General features: G+C 41.8%; 20 protein-coding genes. 3 read left to right on the forward strand and 17 right to left on the reverse strand.

Annotated elements, in window-relative coordinates; translation table 11 throughout:
• Window positions 1-27: 27 nt before the first annotated feature.
• The 16 genes from dnaE to rpsB all read right to left on the reverse strand — a co-directional run bounded on the left by dnaE (window position 28) and on the right by rpsB (window position 18411).
• Entirely contained in the window at window positions 28-3501 is a 3474-nt protein-coding gene (gene dnaE, locus J8L86_RS01315; protein ID WP_065109151.1) for a DNA polymerase III subunit alpha, read from the reverse strand.
• Between the two features lie 214 nt (window positions 3502-3715).
• Window positions 3716-4345, reverse strand: a complete 630-nt coding sequence (rnhB, locus tag J8L86_RS01320) for a ribonuclease HII (RefSeq protein ID WP_211028336.1) — start codon at window positions 4343-4345, stop codon at window positions 3716-3718.
• Window positions 4342-5511 (reverse strand): lipid-A-disaccharide synthase, encoded by a 1170-nt coding sequence (gene lpxB, locus J8L86_RS01325; RefSeq protein WP_065109149.1) that lies wholly within the window; start codon window positions 5509-5511, stop codon window positions 4342-4344. The genes rnhB and lpxB overlap by 4 nt, the downstream gene beginning before the upstream one ends.
• A gap of 8 nt (window positions 5512-5519) precedes the next feature.
• Window positions 5520-6290 carry an acyl-ACP--UDP-N-acetylglucosamine O-acyltransferase gene (lpxA, locus tag J8L86_RS01330; RefSeq protein WP_055023076.1) on the reverse strand — a complete coding sequence of 257 codons (771 nt, stop codon included), beginning with the start codon at window positions 6288-6290 and terminating at the stop codon, window positions 5520-5522.
• Window positions 6287-6748: a 3-hydroxyacyl-ACP dehydratase FabZ gene (gene fabZ, locus J8L86_RS01335; protein WP_055023077.1), complete on the reverse strand. Its 462-nt coding sequence runs from the start codon at window positions 6746-6748 to the stop codon at window positions 6287-6289. The genes lpxA and fabZ overlap by 4 nt, the downstream gene beginning before the upstream one ends.
• Before the next feature lie 37 nt (window positions 6749-6785).
• Window positions 6786-7805, reverse strand: a complete 1020-nt coding sequence (gene lpxD / locus J8L86_RS01340; protein ID WP_065109147.1) for a UDP-3-O-(3-hydroxymyristoyl)glucosamine N-acyltransferase — start codon at window positions 7803-7805, stop codon at window positions 6786-6788.
• Window positions 7805-8302: an OmpH family outer membrane protein gene (locus J8L86_RS01345; protein WP_055023079.1), complete on the reverse strand. Its 498-nt coding sequence runs from the start codon at window positions 8300-8302 to the stop codon at window positions 7805-7807. Before J8L86_RS01345 ends, lpxD begins: the two co-directional genes overlap by 1 nt.
• Window positions 8303-8358: 56 nt before the next feature.
• The gene (gene bamA, locus J8L86_RS01350) at window positions 8359-10842 is read right to left on the reverse strand and encodes an outer membrane protein assembly factor BamA (protein WP_055023080.1); all 2484 of its coding nucleotides are present in this window, start codon (window positions 10840-10842) and stop codon (window positions 8359-8361) included.
• 30 nt (window positions 10843-10872) lie between these two features.
• A complete protein-coding gene (gene rseP, locus J8L86_RS01355) occupies window positions 10873-12234 on the reverse strand; it encodes a sigma E protease regulator RseP (protein WP_211028338.1) in 1362 nt (453 codons plus the stop codon).
• Window positions 12235-12248: 14 nt separating this feature from the next.
• Window positions 12249-13439 (reverse strand): 1-deoxy-D-xylulose-5-phosphate reductoisomerase, encoded by a 1191-nt coding sequence (gene ispC / locus J8L86_RS01360; protein ID WP_211028346.1) that lies wholly within the window; start codon window positions 13437-13439, stop codon window positions 12249-12251.
• Window positions 13440-13445: 6 nt separating this feature from the next.
• Window positions 13446-14303, reverse strand: coding sequence for a phosphatidate cytidylyltransferase (locus tag J8L86_RS01365; RefSeq protein WP_211028348.1), 858 nt, complete (start codon window positions 14301-14303; stop codon window positions 13446-13448).
• A 21-nt stretch (window positions 14304-14324) separates the two neighbouring features.
• Complete coding sequence (locus J8L86_RS01370) at window positions 14325-15149, reverse strand: isoprenyl transferase (RefSeq protein WP_055023084.1); 825 nt, start codon at window positions 15147-15149, stop codon at window positions 14325-14327.
• 83 nt (window positions 15150-15232) lie between these two features.
• The gene (gene frr / locus J8L86_RS01375; protein WP_055023085.1) at window positions 15233-15790 is read right to left on the reverse strand and encodes a ribosome recycling factor; all 558 of its coding nucleotides are present in this window, start codon (window positions 15788-15790) and stop codon (window positions 15233-15235) included.
• 127 nt (window positions 15791-15917) lie between these two features.
• A complete protein-coding gene (pyrH, locus tag J8L86_RS01380; RefSeq protein ID WP_055023086.1) occupies window positions 15918-16646 on the reverse strand; it encodes a UMP kinase in 729 nt (242 codons plus the stop codon).
• Window positions 16647-16713: 67 nt separating this feature from the next.
• On the reverse strand, window positions 16714-17565 hold the full coding sequence (gene tsf / locus J8L86_RS01385) for a translation elongation factor Ts (RefSeq protein WP_055023087.1): 852 nt from the start codon (window positions 17563-17565) through the stop codon (window positions 16714-16716).
• 117 nt (window positions 17566-17682) lie between these two features.
• Window positions 17683-18411: a 30S ribosomal protein S2 gene (gene rpsB, locus J8L86_RS01390; RefSeq protein WP_055023088.1), complete on the reverse strand. Its 729-nt coding sequence runs from the start codon at window positions 18409-18411 to the stop codon at window positions 17683-17685.
• 336 nt (window positions 18412-18747) lie between these two features.
• On the opposite strand from rpsB, the gene map reads away from it, so the two are divergent.
• The 3 genes from map to dapD are packed head-to-tail and all read left to right on the forward strand — an operon-like array spanning window position 18748 to window position 22988.
• A complete protein-coding gene (gene map, locus J8L86_RS01395; RefSeq protein ID WP_065109143.1) occupies window positions 18748-19539 on the forward strand; it encodes a type I methionyl aminopeptidase in 792 nt (263 codons plus the stop codon).
• A 24-nt stretch (window positions 19540-19563) separates the two neighbouring features.
• Complete coding sequence (gene glnD / locus J8L86_RS01400; protein ID WP_211028350.1) at window positions 19564-22143, forward strand: bifunctional uridylyltransferase/uridylyl-removing protein GlnD; 2580 nt, start codon at window positions 19564-19566, stop codon at window positions 22141-22143.
• Window positions 22144-22163: 20 nt separating this feature from the next.
• Window positions 22164-22988, forward strand: a complete 825-nt coding sequence (gene dapD / locus J8L86_RS01405) for a 2,3,4,5-tetrahydropyridine-2,6-dicarboxylate N-succinyltransferase (protein ID WP_055023091.1) — start codon at window positions 22164-22166, stop codon at window positions 22986-22988.
• A gap of 105 nt (window positions 22989-23093) precedes the next feature.
• On the opposite strand, the gene purU is transcribed toward dapD, so the two are convergent.
• Window positions 23094-23963 carry a formyltetrahydrofolate deformylase gene (gene purU / locus J8L86_RS01410; RefSeq protein ID WP_211028625.1) on the reverse strand — a complete coding sequence of 290 codons (870 nt, stop codon included), beginning with the start codon at window positions 23961-23963 and terminating at the stop codon, window positions 23094-23096.
• Window positions 23964-24070 lie beyond the last annotated feature (107 nt).

A 24070-nucleotide genomic window follows, 5' to 3' on the forward strand; every position in this document is an offset into this window, starting at 1 on the left:
ACACGACAAAGTTACGCAGAGTTAACACTAAAAAACAATCTTAACGTTACTCGAGCCGACCAAGCTTTCAATTGCTAACATCAGCTCATCGGTAGGGTTAACACGCCACTCATCCCCTAAACGTAATTGCCCTGCGGCTTCACGCTGCTGATAATTAATCACTACTGGTACGCTGCCATTTTTCCAAGGCGAAAGCGCTTGTTCAAATTTTTCCAGCCACTCAGGGTTAATATCCTCAGCAGTGACATTAATTTCTACCGCGTTAGCAAAGTGACTTCTCGCCTCACCGATTTCGATAATATTGCGTGCAGTCATTCGGTTACCGCCAGCAAAGTCATCAAAGCTCACTTCACCTTCACAAATCAAAATACGATCTTTCTCTAAGAGATGATTAAATTTCTCAAATGCTTCAGTAAACAACATGACTTCTAATCGCGCACTTTTATCATCAAGAGTGACCAAGCCCATTTTTGAGCCTCGCTTGGTGATCATCACTCGAGTGGCAATAACTAACCCTGCAGCTTTAACGGTTTTACCGCGATCAGTTGGGTGAACGTCTTTCAATCGTCCAGAAGTGTATTGTCTTAACTCTTTTAAATACTGATTAATTGGGTGACCAGTAAGGTATAAACCTAATGTGTCACGCTCGCCTTCAAGCCAAACTTTGTCAGGCCATGTAGGACATTCAACAAAGCTTTGTTTGTTATCTTCTGGCTCAGAATTAAGTAAGCCAAACATATCATTCTGGCCAATGGCTTCAGCTTTCGCATGTTGAGCAGCGGCTAAAATCGCTTCAGGTAAGGTCGCCATCATGGCCGCACGATGTGGGCCTAAGTTATCGAGTGCTCCTGCGCAAATTAGCTTTTCAATCACCCGCTTATTTAGCTTTTTAAGATCGATACGAGCACAGAAATCAAACAAATCGGTAAATGGGCCATCTTTACGCGCATTTAAAATCGATTCTACAGGGCCATCACCCACCCCTTTAATCGCGCCAATCCCATAAACAATGTTTAAGTCGTCATCGACAGTAAACTTGAACAATCCCTTATTCACATCAGGTGGAATAATTGGCAAGCCCATACGCTCACACTCATCAACCAAAATCACAATTTTATCCGTGTTATCCATATCAGCGGACATTACTGCAGCCATAAACTCTGCAGGATAATGGGTTTTTAGCCACAAGGTTTGATATGAAACTAGCGCATAAGCAGCCGAGTGAGATTTGTTGAAACCATAACCCGCGAACTTTTCTACCAAGTCGAAAATTTTCATCGACAATGGCCCATCAACGCCATTCTTAATTGCGCCAGCTTCGAAAGTACCCCGTTGCTTAGCCATTTCTTCAGGTTTTTTCTTACCCATAGCACGACGAAGCATGTCCGCGCCACCTAAGGTATATCCAGCCAATACCTGCGCAATTTGCATAACCTGTTCTTGGTATAAAATAATACCGTATGTCGGCTCTAGTAAGTCTTTTAACGACTCATGTTGATACTCAGCATCAGGATAAGAGACTTCTTCACGGCCATGCTTACGTTCAATAAAGTTGTCTACCATGCCGGACTGCAAAGGTCCAGGGCGGAATAACGCCACTAATGCAATCATGTCTTCAAAACAATCGGGCTGCAGACGTTTAATCAAGTCTTTCATACCACGAGACTCCAACTGGAATACCGCCGTGGTTTCATAGCGCTGCAATAATCTAAATGATTTAGGGTCAGTCAAGCTAATGGATTCAATTCTGACGGGTTCTTCCCCTGCTTTTTCTAAGCGAGGGTTAATCATCTGCAAAGCCCAGTCGATAATAGTTAGGGTTCTTAATCCCAAGAAATCGAATTTAACTAAGCCAGCCGTTTCAACGTCATTTTTATCAAACTGAGTCACTGGGTTTAAGCCTTCTGCATCACAATATAGTGGTGAGAAGTCAGTGATGACTGTCGGTGAAATTACAACACCACCAGCATGTTTACCCGCGTTTCGAGTCACACCTTCAAGGCGGCGACACATGTCAATAAGCTCTTTGACATCTTCATCGCTATTATAAGCTTCTGGCAGTGACGGTTCGACTTCGAACGCTTTAGCCAGTGTCATGCCAGGCTCGGCTGGGATCATTTTGGTAAGCCGTTCAACAAAACCATAAGGATGACCTAACACCCGCCCAACATCTCGTACTACCGCTTTTGCCGCCATCGTACCGAAGGTAATAATTTGAGATACTGCATCACGGCCATATAAATCGGCAACGTGGTCAATTACCTCATCACGGCGATCCATACAGAAGTCAACGTCGAAATCGGGCATGGATACACGTTCTGGGTTCAAGAAACGTTCAAATAACAAATCGTATTCTAATGGATCTAAGTCAGTAATTTTAAGCGCATAAGCCACTAAAGAACCGGCACCAGAGCCACGTCCCGGCCCAACAGGTATGCCATTATCTTTACCCCATTGAATGAACTCCATTACGATCAAGAAGTAACCAGGGAACCCCATTTGGTTAATCACTTTTAGTTCAACATCGAGACGTTCATCATACTCAGGACGTTTCTCTTTACGCTCTTGCTCGTCAGGGAATAAAAACGCTAGACGCTCTTCCAGACCTTTTTCAGACACTTCAACCAAAAAGTCTTCAATGGTCAAATCGCCTGTTGGGAAATTAGGTAAGAAATATTCATTTAAACGAATCGTGACATTACAGCGTTTGGCAATTTCGACACTGTTTGATAATGCAGATGGAATATCAGCAAACAAATCACACATTTCATCTTCGGTTCGGAGATATTGTTGTTCACTGTATTTTTTAGGTCTACGAGGATCGGCTAACGTAAAGCCGTCATGAATTGCAACCCGAATTTCGTGAGACTCAAAGTCGTCGGCTTTTAAAAACACCACTTGGTTAGTTGCAACAACAGGTAATTCATTTTCTGAAGCCAGTTTAACAGCCATATGAAGATAACGTTCTTCATCCGGTCTGCCCGTTCTGATCAACTCTAAAAAGTAACGGTCATGGAAGTGAGTTTTATAGAATGACACCAGCTCTTCAACTTGCGCCATGTTACCTTTCAATAGCGCTTTACCAATATCACCATCTTTAGCACCTGAAATCAGCAAGATGCCTTGATTAAATTTGACTAACCATTCCTGATCGATGACCACTCTGCCGTTAAGCTGGCCACGTAAATACGCTTCACTGATTAATTGAGTTAAGCTTTGATAACCGTCATTGTCTAAGGCGATAATGGTTATAGCACAGTATTCATCCGCAAAACCTGGCACTTTCATCCAAAAGTCAGCGCCGATAATCGGTTTTATTCCCGCGCCATGACAACCGCCATAGAATTTTACTAGACCACAAAAGTTATTCTGGTCAGTAATTGCTAATGCTCCCATACCCAGTTCTGAGGCTTTCGCCAGAATAGGTTTAACTTTTGCCACGCCATCAGACATGGAAAAATCACTGTGGACACGGAGATGGACGAAACGAGGATCGGACATAGAATATGAGTATCTTTGAAATGCATGATTAAAAGGAAAAAACCGCTGACCAGATTAGCAAACTACGCCAATTTATAATAGCGAAATTAATATCAATCTAAGCGGAAAGTCAACGGTTCATCCCTGACCTCGTAAGTTGAAATTACAGGGCTTAGTAACAAATAATAATCTAAAAATAATGAGGTAAAAATAATGAACTAAAAGTCATCGCTCATCATGACTGATTAAGAATAGCCATCACTGGCTTAAAACTTTTGCGATGCTCAGGTAGTACGCCGTGTGCTTCTAATGCTTCGAAGTGAGCTTTTGTTGGATAACCTTTGTGATTAGCAAATCCATATTGAGGATATCTGGCATCTAATGCATCCATTTCACTATCGCGAGTGACTTTAGCGATAATTGACGCTGCGCTAATCGCTGCTACTAATCCGTCACCTTTTATAATAGCATGGCTTTGAATACCAAAATCAGGGGTACGATTACCATCGACTAACACCTTTTCTGGTTGAATGGATAATCCAGCAACAGCTCGCTGCATTGCTAACATAGTGGCGTGCAGAATATTGATATCATCAATTTCGGTTGGCGTTGCTCTACCAACACTAATGGCTAAGGCTTTATCTGTGATCTCGTTAAACAATAACTCTCGACGCTTTTCTGATAGCTTTTTAGAATCATTTAACCCCGCTATCGGCTGATTAGGATCAAGAATAACAGCGGCAGTCACCACATCCCCTACTAAAGGACCGCGGCCGACTTCATCCACACCAGCAACAACACCACGAGTGATATACGCAACTTGCTCTGGTGTAATCCCTTTAATGACTGTCGGTATTCTGCTCATGATTTCACTTCTTGCAGTGGAGAGTGGCTTATTAATTCGATAACAGCGTCTGCAGCTCGATCGCTGGCGTTGCAGCGAAGGGTTTCATGGATTTGCTCAAACTCAGCTTTCAATGGCGTAAAGTCACGATTTAGCTGTTCAATCACAGCTGCAGAAATATTGTTCTCGTTACATTCATCTTGAACAATTTCAGGGATTAACGCACGACCCGCTAATAAATTTGGTAAAGAATAGTGCTCGACCAACATCAGTCGCTTTGCCAAAGTGTATGTCATCGCATTAACACGATATGACATCACCATCGGACGCTTAACAAGCATGGCTTCTAACGCCGCCGTACCGGATGCTAACAATATGGCATCTGATGCCGCCATCACAGCACGAGATTGTCCTTCAACCAATTCGATTTCAAGATCTGGCGCAAACTGTTTAAGCGCCGTTATAAACTGTTCACGGCGAGCTTGATTAACCAAAGGCGTCACAAATTTAATATCTGGATAGGTTTGTTTAATAATGACTGCAGCTTTGATAAATGGTTCGGCAAGTTGCTTGAGTTCGCCACCCCGAGAACCTGGCAAAATCGCTAAATATTCCGCTTGCGGGTCTAAGCCAAGCTGCTCACGGGCTTCAAGCTTGTCGCTTTCCATGGGAATATCATCAGCTAAAGTGTGACCAACAAAAGTACAAGGTACCTGATGCTTGTCATAAAATGCTTTTTCAAACGGCAGTAATGACAGCACCATGTTGGTTGCTTTTGCGATTTTAAAAATACGTTTTGGACGCCAAGCCCATACAGATGGACTGACATAGTGAACGGTTTTAATCCCTTGTGCTTTGAGTTTAAGCTCAAGACCAATATTAAAATCAGGTGCATCTATGCCAATAAAACAATCAGGTTTTTCAGCACAAATATTTTTAATTAACGTCGCGCGCACTTTAAGCAATCGTGGTAATCGCGCGAGGACTTCAACAATTCCCATGACAGCAAGCTCTTCAAATGAAAAGTAACTCTCAAAACCGAGCGCTTCCATTTGCGGCCCACCAATACCGATAAATCGTGCATCAGGGTATTGTTTTTGCAGTGACTTTATTAATCCTGCACCTAAAATATCGCCGGAGAGTTCTCCGGCGACCATTGCAAATATACGAGGGGTATTATTTGTCATGTTATCTTCTATCGAATGATCCCGCGAGATGAGCCATTAATAAACTCAACCATCCCTTTTACATGTTCATCTGATTCAGCATCGGCTGTGATTTCAGCTAATGCTTCTTCAATTGTCAGGTTTTTACGGTACAACGATTTATACGTACGGCGAATAGCATGTTGAGTCTCTTTAGTGAAACCACGGCGCTTAAGACCTTCAACATTTAACCCACGAGGGATTGCTGGACTACCTGCTGCCATTACAAATGGCGGTACATCTTGGAAGATAGTAGAAGAACCTGCAGTAAACGCATGGGCACCAATATGAACAAACTGATGTACGCCTGTCATGCCGCCTAAAATTGCCCAGTCACCGACGTGTACATGACCAGCAATTGACGCATTGTTAGCCATAATAATGTTATCGCCTAATACGCAATCATGAGCAATGTGCACGTAAGCCATCAATAAATTGTTCGAACCAATACGCGTTTCACTGTTGTCCTGAATCGTGCCACGATGAATGGTGACATTTTCACGAACAATATTGTTGTCGCCCATGATTAATGTCGTTGGTTCACCTGCGTATTTTTTGTCCTGACATTCTTCACCAATAGATGAAAATTGAAAGAAGCGATTACCCTTACCTATGACGCTTGGGCCTTTAATAACCACATGGGAACTAATCCAAGTATCATCGCCGATTTCAACATCAGCGCCGATATAACTCCAAGGACCAATGGTAACGTTGTTACCAATTTTTGCATCGGGATGTACGAATGCTAACTTATCAATCACTTGTTAATCTCTCTGCGTGCACACATTATTTCGGCTGAACAAGCTAGTTCACCATCAACAAATGCCTGTCCTTCAAATACACCAATCCCTCGGCGCTCTTTAATCATTTTAACGTGAAAATGTAATTGATCCCCTGGTGATACAACACGTTTAAAACGGGCTTTATCAACACCAGCGAGTAGGTATAGCACATCTGGAGAAGGATCTGGGCTCATGGTTTTAAATGCAAGTAAGCCAGTAGCCTGTGCCATTGCTTCAATAATTAACACGCCGGGCATGACAGGTTTAACAGGAAAATGGCCTTGGAAGAAAGGTTCGTTAAACGTCACGTTTTTGATCGCATGTAATGATTCACCAACGGTGTAATCTAAAACACGATCGACAAGTAAAAATGGGTAACGATGAGGAAGATATTGAAGAATTTCTTCAATATCCATTGTATTCAATTGGTTTGCCACACGTAATTCCTCGAAATGGCGTTAACGCCATTTACTGCTAATCTTTTATTTTTTTCTCAATCTCTTTCACACGATTGAACAATTCATCTAAATGGCGGAAACGAACCGTATTACGTCGCCAGCTCTTATTATCCATTGCAATTGTAGCAGATGAATACAGACCAGGCTTACGAATTTCGCTTGTTACATTGGTACTGCCTGAAATATGTGTGCCATCCGCCACTTTAAGGTGGCCTGCAATTCCACTTCCGCCGCCAACAATACAATATTTGCCCAAAGTTGAGCTACCGGCTAAGAAAGACGTCCCTGCAATTGCTGTATTTTGGCCTACAACACAATTGTGGGCGATTTGGACTTGGTTATCGATGATAACGCCATCGTGAATTTCAGTGTGTGACAATGCGCCACGGTCAACTGTAGTACCAGCTCCGATTTCGACATTATCACCAATTCTCACGCCACCTGTTTGTGGAATTTTAATCCAGTTACCGCGCTCATTGGCATAGCCAAAACCGTCAGAGCCAATGACACAACCAGAATGAAAGATACAATTTTGTCCCACTATCACGTCATGATAAAAGGTGACATTTGCCTTCAAACATGTGCCAGAACCAATAATTGATTGCTCTGCGACAACGCTTCCAGCACCGATTTGCACATCATTGCCAATAATCACATTGGCATCAATCACGACATTTGCCGCAATAGCAACATTCTCACCTAATTGGGCAGAAGCATGAATAACTGCTGAGGGATGAATACCTGTTGCCACTTTCGGGGTGGTATCAAGTAATTGCGCTACGCGTGCAAATCCTACGTAAGGATCTTTTAAAACCAAAGCATTACCAGAGTAATCTTCGGCATCTTTTTCACTCAATAACACCGCACCAGCTTGAGAAGATTCAAGCTGTGCACGGTACTTACTATTGGCTAAAAAAGAAAGTTGATCTGAAGCAGCATCTTCAAGGGTCGCAACGCTGGTTATTTCCAGAGAATCATCACCCAAAATCGTTGCGCCCAACAGCTGACCAAGCTCTTTTAAAGTCACAGTTTTCATTAGTTGCCTTTACTTAACGCTTGAACAACTTTGTCGCTGATATCAGCTTCTGGCTTTACAAAGATTACAGCACCACGTTGAAGAACGATGTCATAAGACTCTTTCTGTGCAATGGTGTTGATTGCTTCTTGTACTTTAACTAAAAGCTTGTTTTGCTCTTCACCTTGACGACGACGCATATCTTCATCAAGTGCTTTGCCTTTTAGTTGGAAGTCAGATTTTAACGACTCCATTTGACGTACAAGATCTGTCTTTTGGCTGTCGCTCATCAACGCGCCATCACGTTGCTGCTTCTCAACCATAGTACGCATTTCTTCTTGCATTTTTTGTACTTCAGCAACACGGTCACCAAATTCAGTTTTTAGTGATTGTGAAATTTGTTCACGTTGAGGTAGTTGCTCAAACACTTCGCCCATATCAACCACAGCAATTTTCTCAGCATGTGCCATCATAGGTGCACTTAAAAATGCCATTGTTACTAACGCGCGATTTACCATCTTTTTCAAAATAGACTCCTTGTTATTATCAGCAAAACTTGCCGAGTGTATTTGTTTTAGAACGTTTTGCCAATATTGAACGAAAAGATCTCAGTTTCATCATCTTCGTATTCTTTAATCGGCCAAGCCAAGCTAAACACCATAGGTCCCATCGGCGATAGCCACTGAACACTCATACCCCATGAGGCACGTATTCTGCTTGGGTCACTATAATCTTCCAATTTATCAAACTCATCGGCTGGAAGATATCTATACGAGTCATAATCGAACTCGGTATCCCATACGTTACCTGCATCAACGAAGAAGCTGGTACGTACTGAATTTGAATAAGCTTCATCCAAGAATGGAGTCGGCACAATCATTTCCATACTGGCAGTCGCAATTGCGTTACCACCAATTGATCTTCCTGAGCTCACTTGTACTCTATTTGGCTCACCCGGTAATGAACAGCTGTCACCAGAAGGATCTGGAGAACATGGTTCGCTACCACGGTATAAATAGAATGAACGTGGACCAACAGAGTTAGACTGGAAACCACGTAATGAGCTACTACCACCTGAATAGTAATTTTCCCAGAAAGGAAGAATTTGGTCATTATCATTAAACTGGCCATAACCATTAGCATAACCCAAACGTGCACGGGTCAATAATACAAAGCTATGATTACGAGTTAATGGGAAATAGAAGTTGGTATCTAAATCTGTCTTAAAGTACTGTAAATCAGAACCTGGAATGGTCGCTTTAGCGCTAAAGCGCTGTGATGAACCATCGGTTGGGAAAGTACCACGGTTTAATGTACTGCGGCTCCAACCACCATTAAGTTCAAAGTTATCAAAACTTAAATCAGCATTAGGATCATCTGACTCACGATAAACATTATAGAAACGTAATGCTTGTTCGTAAGCAGAAATTTCAGAAATTTGGTTATGACGGTAACCAATACCACCGTTTAAACGGTTGTATTCGTTAATCGGGAAACCTGAATTTAATGCAATACCATAAGATTTGTTTTTATAGCGCTCAAGGTTAGCCTCGTTCGCATCAAACTCATTCCAATAAATGCTACCACCTAAACTCACACCATCTTTAGTAAAGTATGGGTCAGTGTACGAGAAGTTTACATTCTTAGAGTATTTGTTGGTGTTTAAGCTGACGCCAGCTTGGTTACCTGTACCTAAGAAGTTACTTTGCTGAACACCAAACTGAAGGCTCAGACCAGATTCAGTACCGTAACCAACACCTGCGTTAAATGAACCCGATGGTTGCTCTTTAACGTTAAATGCGACATCGACAAGATCATCACTTCCAGGTACCTGAACAGTCTCTGTATCAACGGTCTCGAAGTAACCTAGACGGTTAAGACGTGCTTTTGATTGTTCGACTTGTGCAGAGTTTAACCATGCACCTTCCATTTGACGTAATTCACGGCGCATTACTTCATCTTTTGTCACTGTATTACCAGTGAAATTAACCGAGCGAACGTAGACACGTTTACCAGGGTTAACATTGATGTTTAGCGCAACTTCTTTAGATTCGTCATCAATTTCAGGGTAGGTTTTCACTTCTGGATAAGCATAACCAAATCGGCCAAGGTATTTGCTGTACATTTCTTCGGTGAACGTAACATCGCCACCGTTGTAAGTATCACCTTCTTTAATCGGCAAAATCGCTTTCATTAACTTTTCACGGCCCATTAGCTCACCGGTTAAGTTAACTTCAGAAACCTGATACTTCTCACCTTCATCAACATTGATGGTGATATACAATCCTTTTCTGTCAGGTGTCATCGCAACTTGTGTCGAAGTCACCTCAAAACGAATGTAACCTTGGTTGTGATAGTAGGTTTTTACCGTTTCTAAATCTGCTTGTAGTTTTTGCTTTTGGTATCGACGTTCGCCGAATAAATCCCACCAAGCAACATAGTCTTTAAGCTCTAATAAACCGATCAATTCTGCATCTGAGAACACGCTGTTACCAACCACGTTGATTTGGCGAATTTCAGCCGCAAGACCTTCGGTAAAGTTAAACTTCAGCTCAACACGGTTACGCGGTAAGTTAATGACTTCAGCTTCTACTTTTGCGCCATATTTACCGACACCGTAGTAGAAGTCTTGTAAGCCTTTTTCAATACCCGATAACATGGTTCTATCGAGAGACTCACCTATTTTAATACCTGAGCCATCTAAACTTTCTTGAAGCTGCTCATCTTTAATGTCTTTGTTACCTTCAAAGGTCACGGCACTAATTGTCGCACGCTCTTTGACTGTAACGATTAACACCCCATCTTCATGAGCAACGTTAATCGTTTCAAAGTTAGTTGAGGCGTACAAGCTTTTAATCGCTTGCTGTAATTTAATTTGATCTACAGTATCGCCCACTTTAACGGGGAGACTAAGCAAGGCGGCACCAAGTGCAACTCGCTGTAAACCATCAATCTGGATGTCGGTCACTTCAAATGGTTGGAAAGTATCAGCCACACCATTGCCTGAAAATGACGCACCGACTAAAATCATCGAGGCAAAAAGTTTATTAAATCTCATAGAGCACTTCTAATTATTTGTGTTCCCTGCTCAGAGTCTGGAAAAATCATTGAAGATGGCAATGCTCATCAACAACAGCAGCATAACTGCACCAAACCTGAATCCTATGTCCTGAACCTTTTCTGGTACAGGCTTACCCGTAATCACTTCGATAAAGTAATACAGCAAGTGTCCCCCATCGAGTACTGGCAAAGGCATTAAATTAATAATCCCTAAGTTCACACTGATGAGTGCGATAAACCCAAGAAAATACACTAATCCATAGTCTGCGCTGGTGCCAGCACCTTGAGCTATTGATATAGGTCCACTCAGGTTTTTCACCGACACATCGCCGGTAAATAATTTTCCAATCATCTTAAAGCTGACAACAACCAGTTGCCAGGTTTTATCTGCAGCTGCAGCAAAGGAATCTACTATGCCATACTCAAGCTGGAAGCGCATACTTTCAGGCCAATCAATTTGAGTTGGGCTTACACCAACAATGCCAATGGTTTCTCCGTTTGCATTTTTTTGTGCTTGCGGAGTGACAATGATAGTTAATTGCTCATTGTTACGTGCGATGGTCAGGTTAACGTCTTTGTTTGCAGACGTTTGTATCACATCAACAAAATCATTCCAATCTTGATAAGGTTGACCATTTACCTTGAGTATTTCGTCACCCAACTGTAAACCAGCAATTTCGGCCGCACTTCCGTTGGTTACAAGCGCAATCACAGGCTTAATTCCTGGGCGATATATTCCTAGACCCATAGCCCCAATAGGTGACTCTTTGTCTGGATCAAATTGCCAATCACGGATATCTAGTGTGTAAGTTTTTTCCGATGTTGTTGTCGAAGATAAAGGAACTAAGCTAATGTCCAGTTCTTTACCGCCAATATGGCCAACTAAAGCAAGGTTAACTTCCTCCCAGTTTCTAACTTTCTGGCCAGAAACTGCCACAATTTGCATCGGTTCTTTTAGCTCAATTTGAGCGGCGGGAGTATTTGCTCTTGTTGTATCAATAACTGGTTTTAGTGAAGGGACCCCAATAAGATACATTAAATAAAGTGCCACAATAGCAAATAAAAAGTTTGCAATCGGTCCTGCGGATACAACCGCGATCCGTTGCCAAACGGTTTTACGGTTAAATGCCTGTTCTTTTAACTCTTCAGGCACATCCTCAACTCGCTCATCGAGCATTTTGACGTAACCACCTAAAGGGATCATGGCAACGACATACTCAGTGCCATCTTGCCCCACTTTACGCCAAATGGCTTTACCAAAACCAATAGAAAAACGTTCTACTTTGATGCCACAACGACGTGCAACCCAAAAATGTCCGTATTCATGTGCAGTAATCAAAATACCCAGTGCGACAATAAATGACCCCAGGTTCCATAAAAAATCTAACATTGTTCTCCTACGAACTAGTTAATCGATTTGATTGCTTCGTTTGCGATTATACGAGCTTGCCCGTCTAACGCCATAATATCTTCAATCGTACCTAATGCTGAATGTGATACCCGTTCTAAACATGACTCATTAACACGAGCGATATCAGTAAACTTAATCTTTTCATTTAAAAAAGCATCAACAGCAATTTCGTTTGCTGCATTGAGTACAGTTGTAGCCTCTTGACCTTGTTCACATGCTTTCATCGCAAGAGCTAAACAAGGGAAACGTTGGTAGTCAGGTTCACAAAAGCTTAATTCTCGGACTTTGAAAAAATCCAAAGGTTCAACTCCAGCGTAAATTCTTTCTGGAAAAGACATACAATGCGCAATAGGTGTGCGCATATCAGGGTTACCCATTTGTGCAATCACTGAACCATCTTTGTATTGCACCATGGAGTGAATCACGCTTTGAGGGTGAATCACCACTTTCAATTGCTCTTTATTAGTATTAAAAAGCCAGCGCGCTTCAATAAATTCAAGCCCTTTATTCATCATGGTGGCTGAATCAACAGAAATCTTAGGTCCCATAGACCAATTAGGATGATTACATGCTTGTGTTGGTGTCATTGCACTTAAAGCGGCAATATCTGAGGTCAGAAATGGTCCACCAGAACCCGTTAATAAGATATGAGAAATACCAGATGCCGTTAAATCACAGGTTCCGAGATTTGCTTGAATATCGGCAGGGAGGCATTGAAAAATTGCGTTATGCTCACTATCGACTGGCAGTAGCGTCGTATTATTTTCACGCGCAGCCTTCATAAAAAGTTCACCAGACATCACCAGTGACTCTTTATTGGCTAATAGCACCCTCTTGCCCGCTTTAACCGCAGCGTAAGTTGACATTAACCCCGCTGCACCAACAATTGCTGCCATCACGGTATCTACTTGAGTGGCTGTAACAAGACTTTCAAGTTCATCGGCGCCTGTGGTGACATCAATATTGAGGTTCGCTGGTATCGCTTCTTTAAGCGCTTGCGCCGCATTTGAATCCACCATATGCGCGACACGAGGTTTATGCTTCAGACACAATTGAAGCATCTTTTCTACACTGGCATTGGCAACTAAACCATAAACGCAGTATTGCTCTGGATTATGCTCGATAACACTTAGCGTACTGCTTCCGATAGAGCCCGTGGCTCCAAGGATGACCATATTTTGCATGGTTGATTAAATCCAGAATGCGAGATAAATGAAAGTAAAAACAGGTAATGCTGCAGTCAGACTGTCCATTCTATCTAATACACCACCGTGACCCGGTAAGATTTTTCCTGAGTCTTTTATATTAGCTGCTCGTTTAAACATACTTTCAGACAGGTCACCAAATGCTGAAGCTATTGCCGTAATTAAGGTAACCGCAATGACAAGCCCAAGCTCTTGTTCTGGTGAGTAATACATAACACCTGCCACAACCGCCATAGTCGCAACTAAACCACCACCAAGGCCTTCTAAAGTCTTATTAGGGCTCACTTTCGGCATCAATTTATGCTTGCCTAATGAACGACCAGCAAAATAAGCTCCTGTATCAGCAGCCCAAACAATTAGCATGACTAAAAAGACTAAAGTACCACCAAAGTAAGGTTCAACATTAGCACTGATTGACTTGAGGGTGATAAGTGAGACAAAACAGGGAATTAACGTTAACTGTCCAAACATTGATTTTAACATTGGGCTGGCTTGCCAAATGCTGCCACTTTTAGGATAAGTAAACACTAACAAGGTGCTAATTACCCACCAAAAAAGGCCAATTGAAATGACGGCTAAAAAGATAGGATGAACTTGGCCTTTCAGCCATAATGCCTCAACTGGAACAAATATATTAAGTGCAATAAGAATTAACGAAACCGTGACGGTAAACGTCCATTGAGTGACTGTACATTGTGGGTCAATAAAACTCCCCCACTCTTTTGCTCCAATCATAAAAACAGGCACGAGTGCCCAAGCAAAATATTCTGCTGGTAAAAAGAAAATGGCACCTATCACTAATGGAAGGAGCCATAGTACAGTCATAATTCGTTGTTTTAACAAAGCAAAAGCCTCTTAAATTTTTTATACAGCTCGTATTTCTTCAATTTGACTGCCAGTCAAACCAAATCGACGCTGCCTACTGGCAAAAACGGCAAGTGCATCTTTAAAAGCTTGCTCGTTGAAGTCTGGCCACAAAGTCTCAGTAAAGACCAATTCTGCATATGCAGCCTGCCATAAAATAAAATTACTGATACGGTAATCACCGCCAGTTCGTATCATTAAATCTACTTCGTGCTGTTCACTCATACACAGTTGTTGATTTAACGACTCTTCTGTCAATTCACTTGACTCAATCTCGCCTTGGGCAACTTTATCTGCAAGCTTTTGAGCTGCTTGTAAAATATCCCAACGGCCACCGTAGTTAGCTGCAACATTAAGCACTAATCCGGTATTTTCTGCAGTGTGTTGTTGTGCTTTTTCAATCTGTTTTTGTAAACGTGCAGAAAAACGACTGGTATCACCAATGATATTTAATCTTACATGGTTATTATGCAGTAGTTTAATTTCTCTTTGTAATACTGAGAAAAACAACTCCATTAGTAAACTGACTTCTTTATCTGGCCTGCGCCAGTTTTCACTTGAAAATGCAAATAAGGTCAGTGACTCAATGCCTAGTTGGCTCGCGACACTCACAGCTCGGCGTACAGCTTTTACACCAGCCTTATGACCAAACACCCTTGGTTTTCCTTGCTGCTGAGCCCAGCGGCCATTACCGTCCATAATAATAGCGACATGCTTAGGTAGCGACTGCTTTACTGCTTCAGATAATTGCCCTGGCAATTGTTCTGATGACGCAATATCAGCACTCGACTTTGTTTCTGGCTCATATCCAACAGTGGATGACATCTATTACAACCCTTTCAAATAGACAAACGCCGTGTAGTATAACCTTACACGGCGCTTTAACTCTAGCTTTGCTAGGTTGAGAATTAGACTTCCATCAATTCTTTTTCTTTAGCAGCTAAAATTCCATCAATATTCTTGATGCTTGCATCAGTGAACTTTTGGATTTCATCTTCGCTACGGCGAACGTCATCTTCAGTACACTCTTTGGCTTTCTCAAGCTTTTTAACTTCACTGATAGCATCACGACGTACATTACGTACTGCAACACGACCATTTTCAGCTTCGCCACGTACGACTTTGATGAAGTCTTTACGACGTTCTTCAGTCAGTGCAGGTAATGGAATACGCATTGCGTTACCAGCAGTCATTGGGTTTAGACCTAAGTCTGAACTCATGATCGCTTTCTCAACAGCTTGAACCATAGTGGCATCAAAAACAGTTACATTTAATGTGCGAGAATCTTCAATACCAATGTTTGCCACTTGCTTAAGTGGTGTCATTGCACCGTAATATGACACTTGAATTGAATCAAGTAGGCTTGGGTGAGCACGACCAGTACGTACTTTAGCCATTTGGTTTTTAGTAGCTTCAACACATTTTGTCATGCGCTCTTGAGCATCTTCTTTAATTGTATCAATCACGATAAATATCCTTTTGGTCACAAATACTTATTACTTAAGCGATAATCTGAGAATGGCACATAGTCGTTGCTATGTCGATATTCGCTCATTGGTATACATTTAGTTTAAACAAATAACCTTTATGAGATTATTTCGTTTTAATATGCGTACCTTCATCTTCACCCATGATAACACGGCGTAAAGCACCCGGTTTATTCATGTTGAAAACTAAAATAGGCATATCGTGGTCACGGGCTAACGTAAATGCCGCTAAGTCCATTACCTTGAATTCATTTTCTAATACTTCGTCATAGGTCAAAGTATCATATTTAACTGCGTCAGGATCTTTCATTGGATCAGCAGAATAAACACCATCAACTTTTGTGCCTTTAAGTACAACTTCTGCTTCAATTTCGATACCGCGTAAACAGGCTGCTGAATCAGTTGTACAAAATGGGTTACCTGTACCAGCTGCAAAAATAACAACTCGGCCAGATTTTAATAAACTAATTGCCTCTGCCCAGTTATAGTCATCACAAACACCTTTTAAAGGAATTGCAGACATTAAACGTGCGTTGACATAGGCACGGTGCAGTGCATCACGCATCGCTAGGCCGTTCATCACAGTTGCAAGCATCCCCATATGGTCACCGACAACACGATTCATTCCAGCTTGCGCTAAGCCTTCACCACGGAATAGATTACCACCACCAATAACAACACCAACTTGAATACCTAACTCAACCAACTCTTTCACTTCTTGAGCCATACGGTCTAAAACTTTAGGGTCAATGCCGAAGCCTTCTTCGCCCATTAACGCTTCGCCGCTTAGTTTTAAAAGAACGCGTCTAAATGCAGGTTTTGGATTGGTGCTCATAATTTTTTCCTGATTATAACAAAACCGCAGCGGTTGCTGCGGCTTTAGGGGATGAAGAGATAATTACTTATGCTTTTTTAGTAGCAGCAATTTGTGCAGCAACTTCTGCAGCGAAATCTTCTTCTTTCTTCTCGATGCCTTCACCAACTTCTAAACGGATGAAGTTAGAAACAGTAGCGCCTTTCTCTTTCAGAATGTCGCCAACAGTTTTCTTTGGCTCCATGATGTAAGCTTGGCCAGTAAGAGAGATCTCACCAGTAAACTTCTTCATGCGACCGATAACCATTTTCTCAGCGATTTCTTGAGGCTTACCTTCGTTCATCGCGATCTCAACTTGAAGTGCTTGCTCACGAGCAACAACATCAGCTGGAACGTCAGTTGGGTTAACGAATTCAGGCTTAGAAGCAGCAACATGCATTGCAATGTGCTTCAATGTTTCTTCGTCAGCTTCACCAGAAACAACAACGCCGATACGGTCGCCGTGACGGTAAGAAGATTGAGAAGCACCATCGATGTATTCAACACGACGAACATTGATGTTCTCACCGATTTTAGCTACTAGCGCAACACGAGTTTCTTCGAATTGTGCTTTAAGATCTTCAATAGTTACTTTAGAAGCAGCTGCAACAGCTAATACTTCGTTAGCGAATGCTAAGAAGTTTGCATCTTTAGCAACGAAGTCAGTTTGACAGTTAACTTCTAATAAAGCTGTGTAACCTTCACCTGCTTGAATAAGGATAGTACCTTCAGCAGCGATGTTACCTGCTTTTTTAGCAGCCTTAGCAGCACCACTTTTACGCATGTTATCGATAGCTAGCTCGATATCACCGTTAGTTTCAGTTAGTGCTTTCTTACAATCCATCATGCCAGCGCCAGTGCGGTCACGAAGTTCTTTAACTTGGGCAGCAGTAATTGCCATTGTTAAATCCTCTATTTTAAATTCGTCTAATATTGCATTTAAAAACAGGGGCCCATAAGGCCCCTGTTCACCAATTAACTATTGGTACATAAGGGGGATGGTAACCATCACACCTTATTAAACAGTTTCTACGAAACCGTCTTGCTCAGCTTGAACAGCTAAATCTTGACCGCGGCCTGAGTTAGCAGCTGCAGCAACAGAAGTAGTGTACAAACGGATAGAACGCATAGCATCATCGTTACCAGGAACGATGTAGTTAACGCCGTCTGGAGCAGAGTTAGTATCAACAACAGCAACAACTGGGATACCTAGGTTGTTAGCTTCTTTAATAGCAATATGCTCATGGTCAGCACCGATAACGAATAATACGTCAGGTAAACCGCCCATGTTTTTGATACCGCCTAAAGATTTTTCTAACTTCTCTAGCTCGCGAGTACGCATTAACGCTTCTTTCTTAGTAAGCTTGTCGAAAGTACCGTCAACTGACTGGCTTTCTAGCTCTTTAAGACGCTTGATTGACTGACGAACAGTTTTCCAGTTAGTTAACATACCGCCTAACCAGCGGTGATCAACGTAGTACTGGTCACAAGAGATTGCAGCTTCTTTGATAGCTTCGCCAGCAGCGCGCTTAGTACCAACAAAAAGGATTTTACCTTTTTTAGAAGCAACGTTGCTAATGAACGCTAATGCTTCGTTGAACATTGGCACAGTGTGCTCAAGGTTGATGATGTGAACACCATTACGTGCACCGAAGATGAAAGGCTTCATCTTAGGATTCCAGTAACGAGTTTGGTGACCGAAGTGAACACCAGCTTGAAGCATGTCGCGCATTGAAACAGTAGTCATTTTATATACCTTAATTTGGGGGGTTAGACCTCCACGAATCCCATACCTTCGACTCTTGCTTGCTAAAATAGCGCACTAAGAGCACCCCGAAGAATGTGTCGATACGTGTGTGATTTAGTATTTAGTTAAATTGCCATCTATAACATGTATAATGGCCGCCATATTTTACGCTTAGTGAAGCAGTAAGTGAAGAAAGTATTTATACTTAATTCAAATGACTCGTTCATTAAGACTTAAACATAACGGCGCGCTTTATATCATAACTGGGTAAAAAGCACAAATTTTGACAAATTTATTTACGCCTTTTTTGACCGATACAAGGGTAAGAGAATATTCATGAGCATAGTCATCAAGACAGCAGAACAAATCGAAAAAATGCGTGCTGCGGGTAAATTAGCAGCAGAAGTACTGGAAATGATTGCACCTCACGTCAAGGTCGGTGTGACCACAGATGAACTCAATGATATCTGCGCTAAATACACCGAAGAACAAGGCGCGATTTCAGCACCGTTAAATTACCATGGTTTCCCTAAATCAATTTGTACTTCAGTTAATGAAGTCGTTTGTCATGGCATTCCAAGCGGTTACCAACTCAAGAATGGCGACATTCTAAATATCGATATCACTGTCATTAAAGATGGTTTCCATGGTGACACATCAAAAATGTTTTTAATTGGCGATGTTAGCCCGAAAGACAGACGTCTTGCTCGTATCGCTCAAGAAAGCTTATATCTTGCGATTAAAAAAGTACGCCCTGGTGTTAAATTAGGTGAAATTGGTACTGCAATAGAAAAATTCATCAAAGCAAGTAAATCAGGCTTGGACAAATACTCAATTGTGCAAGATTATTGTGGTCATGGAATTGGTGAAGGCTTCCATGAAGAACCTCAAGTGGTTCACTACAAAAACAATGACAATACTGTATTAAAAGCCGGCATGTGTTTCACAATTGAGCCAATGATTAATGCAGGACGTTATACAACTGTTTTAGATAAAGAAGATAACTGGACAGTCACCACGTCAGATGGTAAAAAATCAGCTCAATGGGAACATACCTTACTCGTTACAGAAACTGGTGTTGAGGTATTAACCTTACGTGGCGAAGAAGACTTCCCAAGAACGATATAACTTAAACACTCAATAAGGACATCAATGAACACAGCGCTGGTAGCAAAAAACACCCTCATCGAATTCAACCAGCGCTTATTGGAGCAATTTACTGCTAAACAGCCAATTACGGACTTAGTTCAGCAGCGCTGCCAATTTGTTGATGCTCTTTTACTCGACAACTGGCAAAAGTTTGGTTTAGACCAAGCATCTATTTGCTTAATCGCTGTGGGCGGTTATGGACGAGGAGAACTGCATCCGCATTCAGATATCGACCTATTACTGCTATCCCAATCTGATGAAACCAGTCAGCAAGCCAAAGATGCCATTAGTCAGTTCATCACTTACCTGTGGGACTCTGGGTTAGAGATTGGCCATAGTGTTCGCACTATTGCAGATACACTTTCTCAAGGTGCTCAAGACATCACTATTGCCACCAATCTGTTGGAAGCAAGGTTATTAATGGGTGATAGCGGTTTATACGACGAATTATACGATGCTATCCGCCAGCCTGACTTCTGGCCTTCGCAAACATTCTTTTTAGGCAAAAAAGAAGAACAAGATCTGCGCCACGAAAAAGCCAACGCTTTTGATTTAGAACCTAACATCAAATCTTGCCCTGGCGGTTTAAGAGATATTCAAACCATTGCTTGGGTAGCGATGCGTCATTTTGATGCAGCCTCATTACAAGATTTAGTTGAGCATGATTTCCTAACTCCTGTTGAATTAACTGAGCTGCTCGAATGTCGTGATTTTTTATGGCAACTACGCTTTGCTCTGCATATGACGTCGGGTAGAAATGAAAACAGGCTGCTATTTGATTTACAACGCCAAGTTGCGACAGCAATGGGTTATGAAGATGCCACTCAACTGGCTGTTGAGCAAATGATGAAACGTTACTATCGCACGGTTAGACGTGTGATGGAGCTGAATGAAATGCTGTTGCAATTGTTTAAACGGGCAACACTTAATCAAACGACGTCATTAACGATATACCCTATCAATAATCAATTTCAGCGCCGCGGCCGTTATATTGAAGTTTTGGATGAAAGTGTATTTGAAAACCAGCCAGAACAAATTCTTAATCTCTTTTTACAAGTAGCACGTAACTCTAATATTCAACGAATATACGCCCCGACGTTGCGCCTTTTAAGGCAAGCAAGGCGTAAACTCACAGGTCCTTTGCAAGATAATCCTGAATGCCGCAAGTATTTCATGGCAATATTAAAGCATCCTCGTGGAATTGCCGCCTTGTCATTAATGCATAAGCATGGGATTTTATCTTCTTACTTACCTGCGTGGCGCAAAATTGAAGGCCAAATGCAGTTTGATTTGTTCCATGCATACACTGTTGATGAACATACACATCGATTGCTGCTGAATATCGACCGATTTGCCCAAGCAGATCAGAAAGATGAGTTTCCACTCGGGGCGATTTTGATCAACCAATTACCAAAAAAAGGGTTATTGGTGCTAGGCGCAATCTTTCATGATATCGCTAAAGGCCGTGGCGGAGACCACAGTAAACTCGGCGCGACTGATGCACTTGATTTTTGTAAGTTACATGGATTAAGCGATCATGACGGACGGCTCGTGGCTTGGTTGGTTGAAAATCACTTGGTGATGTCTGTAACTGCGCAGCGTCGTGATATTTCTGATCCTGATGTTGTCGCTACTTTTGCTGATAGAGTGCAAGATGCCGTGCATCTCAGTTATTTGTACTGTCTAACTGTGGCAGACATATGCGCGACTAATCACAAAGCATGGAATAACTGGAAAGGTTCATTACTACGAGACTTATATTTTTCAACTCAAAGGGTGCTGTCGCGCGGTAAAGAGAAACCTATTGATGTTGCTGATCGCGTATTAGAAATCCAACAAAAAGCGCAAAAAGAACTACTTAGACGTGGCCTTAAACAAAAAAGCATCAACGAGCTGTGGCTGCGCTTTAAAGACGATTACTTTTTACGCCATCAGCCTAATCAAGTCTCGTGGCACACAGAAGCCTTGCTCAAGCATGACAAGCAAAAGCCATTAGTGCTTATTTCAAAGCATACGACTCGTGGCGGCAGCGAGCTATTTGTTTATGCTAAAGACAAGCCAAAGTTATTCGCCACTGTGATGACAGTATTAGACAATAAAAATATTAATGTTCATGATGCAAATGTCATGACATCAAATGATGATTACGCCCTAGATACCTTTGTTATCTTAGAGCAAGATGGCGAACCCATCACTCAGCTCTCGCGAATTCAATCGATTAAAAAGTCGCTTGAAAAAGCATTAGCGAGCCAAAAACCTAAACCACCTAAATTTAGGAAAATGGCCCGTATCATGAAACCTTTTAACGTTCGTACACAAGTGAGTTTCTTGCCAGGTGCAAAGCATGATACAAGTATGATGGAGCTTATTGCATTGGATAGCCCGGGATTACTGGCCAAAGTCGGTGATGTATTATATCGCTGCGATACCACGTTATTATCAGCTAAAATCACCACTATTGGCGAACGAGCTGAAGACTTCTTCATTCTGCAAACTTCAGATGGACAAGCGTTAAATAAAGAACAACAAACACAATTATCCGAAGCGCTTTCAGGAGCGCTTTCTCAACCTTTACATCAATAAACACAATTTGGGAGATAGTAATGGAGGCATTACGCCAACGCATAGAAGCTGCATTTGAGGCTCGTCAGGACATCACACCTAGCACAGTTGAGCCAAGTGTTCGTGCAGATATCGAAACTGTCATTAGCATGCTTGATAAAGGCCAAGCTCGTGTTGCAGAGAAGATTGATGGCGAATGGCACGTACACCAATGGTTAAAGAAAGCTGTATTACTTTCTTTCCGTATCTTTGACAACGAAGTGGTTGAAGGTGGTGACACTAAGTACTTTGATAAAGTACCGCAAAAGTTCTCTGATTACACAGCTGAAAGATTTAAAGAAGAAGCAATCCGTGTTGTACCACCTGCAACGGTACGTAAAGGTTCATTCATCGGCAAGAACACCGTACTCATGCCATCTTACGTAAACCTAGGTGCTTATGTGGATGAAGGCACTATGGTAGATACTTGGGCTACTGTTGGTTCTTGTGCACAGATTGGTAAGAATGTGCATTTATCTGGTGGTGTCGGCATAGGTGGTGTACTTGAGCCATTACAAGCCGGCCCGACCATTATTGAAGATAACTGTTTTATCGGCGCACGCAGTGAAATTGTTGAAGGTGTTGTTGTTGAAGAAGGCAGCGTAATTTCAATGGGTGTTTACATTGGTCAAAGTACCCGTATTTTTGACCGTGAAACTGGTGAAGTACATTACGGTCGCGTACCAGCAGGTTCTGTAGTGGTTTCAGGTAACCTACCTTCTAAATGTGGCACTTACAGCTTATATGCGGCAATCATTGTTAAGAAAGTCGATGCTAAAACCCGCGGAAAAGTCGGTATTAACGAGTTATTACGTATCGTTGATTAATATTAATCATCTGATAAATGATTCAAAAAAGGCCTCGAAATGAGGCCTTTTTTATAAACTTAACATTTTACTGTGACTATTTGCAGTAACAAAATACAAGCATCGTTAAAACACCACAGTCTTATTGCCATACACCACAACTTGCTCATCTAGTACCAATTGTAAGGCTTTACTCAAAACGCTTTTTTCAACATCTCGGCCATTATGCGCCAATTCTTCTGCACTAAAGCTATGATCAACATTAATCACATCCTGCTTAATAATCGGCCCTTCATCTAAACAGTTATTCACAAAGTGCGCAGTTGCGCCAATAATTTTTACCCCCCTCTCCCATGCTTGTCGATATGGTGATGCACCGATAAAGGCTGGCAAAAATGAATGGTGAATATTAATAATCGTGTTTGGATAATGAGCAACAAACTCTGGCGTCAAAATACGCATAAATTTTGCTAATACAATATAATCAGGCGAGTACTGCTTAATGATTTCTAAAATGGCCATTTCGTGTTGTTGTCTATCAATCCCTTGATGGCAAACATGATGAAACGGGATATCAAACTTCTCAGTTAATGCTTGCAGGTTATCGTAATTACCAATAACTGCAGCAATTTCCACATCAAGGCCGCCATAATAGGACTTCATTAAAATATCACCTAAACAGTGCGCTTCCTTGGTCACTAAGATCACGATGCGCTTACGACCAGCATCTACCAATTTCATATGATTTTGCTCAGGCAGCACCTGCCTAAGATCGGCTAGCAAAGCATCATCATCAATATGACCTTCAAGCACAGTACGCATAAAAAAGCGTCCTTGTTGATGGTCTACAAACTCGGTGTTTTTAACAATATTTAGGTGGTGGGCAAAACATACCCCGGTAATTTTGGCAATCAAGCCTTGTGCATCTTCACAATCAGTAATAAGAATTTTACGATCTACACTTAATGTAGGGGTATCAGATTGGTTTTTTTTCATAACTACACGACTCACATCAATTTTTGCCAATAGGCCTTTCATACTAAATTAATTCATTAATAACACAGCTAGGGCAAGCACAAGATAAGAACATCAATATTTATGGG

Source organism: Shewanella sp. MMG014, assembly GCF_018100775.1.
In the GTDB taxonomy this organism is placed as follows: domain Bacteria; phylum Pseudomonadota; class Gammaproteobacteria; order Enterobacterales; family Shewanellaceae; genus Shewanella; species Shewanella japonica.

Coding starts and splice junctions, on each gene's coding strand:
- dnaE (WP_065109151.1), bottom strand. CDS start 3,501: ATGTCCGATCCTCGTTTCGTCCATCTCCGTGTCCACAGTGATTTTTCC.
- rseP (WP_211028338.1), bottom strand. CDS start 12,234: ATGTTAGATTTTTTATGGAACCTGGGGTCATTTATTGTCGCACTGGGT.
- bamA (WP_055023080.1), bottom strand. CDS start 10,842: ATGAGATTTAATAAACTTTTTGCCTCGATGATTTTAGTCGGTGCGTCA.
- pyrH (WP_055023086.1), bottom strand. CDS start 16,646: ATGAGCACCAATCCAAAACCTGCATTTAGACGCGTTCTTTTAAAACTA.
- rpsB (WP_055023088.1), bottom strand. CDS start 18,411: ATGACTACTGTTTCAATGCGCGACATGCTTCAAGCTGGTGTTCACTTC.
- tsf (WP_055023087.1), bottom strand. CDS start 17,565: ATGGCAATTACTGCTGCCCAAGTTAAAGAACTTCGTGACCGCACTGGC.
- purU (WP_211028625.1), bottom strand. CDS start 23,963: ATGAAAAAAAACCAATCTGATACCCCTACATTAAGTGTAGATCGTAAA.
- map (WP_065109143.1), top strand. CDS start 18,748: ATGAGCATAGTCATCAAGACAGCAGAACAAATCGAAAAAATGCGTGCT.
- lpxD (WP_065109147.1), bottom strand. CDS start 7,805: ATGAAAACTGTGACTTTAAAAGAGCTTGGTCAGCTGTTGGGCGCAACG.
- J8L86_RS01370 (WP_055023084.1), bottom strand. CDS start 15,149: ATGTCATCCACTGTTGGATATGAGCCAGAAACAAAGTCGAGTGCTGAT.
- glnD (WP_211028350.1), top strand. CDS start 19,564: ATGAACACAGCGCTGGTAGCAAAAAACACCCTCATCGAATTCAACCAG.
- ispC (WP_211028346.1), bottom strand. CDS start 13,439: ATGCAAAATATGGTCATCCTTGGAGCCACGGGCTCTATCGGAAGCAGT.
- J8L86_RS01345 (WP_055023079.1), bottom strand. CDS start 8,302: ATGGTAAATCGCGCGTTAGTAACAATGGCATTTTTAAGTGCACCTATG.
- lpxB (WP_065109149.1), bottom strand. CDS start 5,511: ATGACAAATAATACCCCTCGTATATTTGCAATGGTCGCCGGAGAACTC.
- dapD (WP_055023091.1), top strand. CDS start 22,164: ATGGAGGCATTACGCCAACGCATAGAAGCTGCATTTGAGGCTCGTCAG.
- rnhB (WP_211028336.1), bottom strand. CDS start 4,345: ATGAGCAGAATACCGACAGTCATTAAAGGGATTACACCAGAGCAAGTT.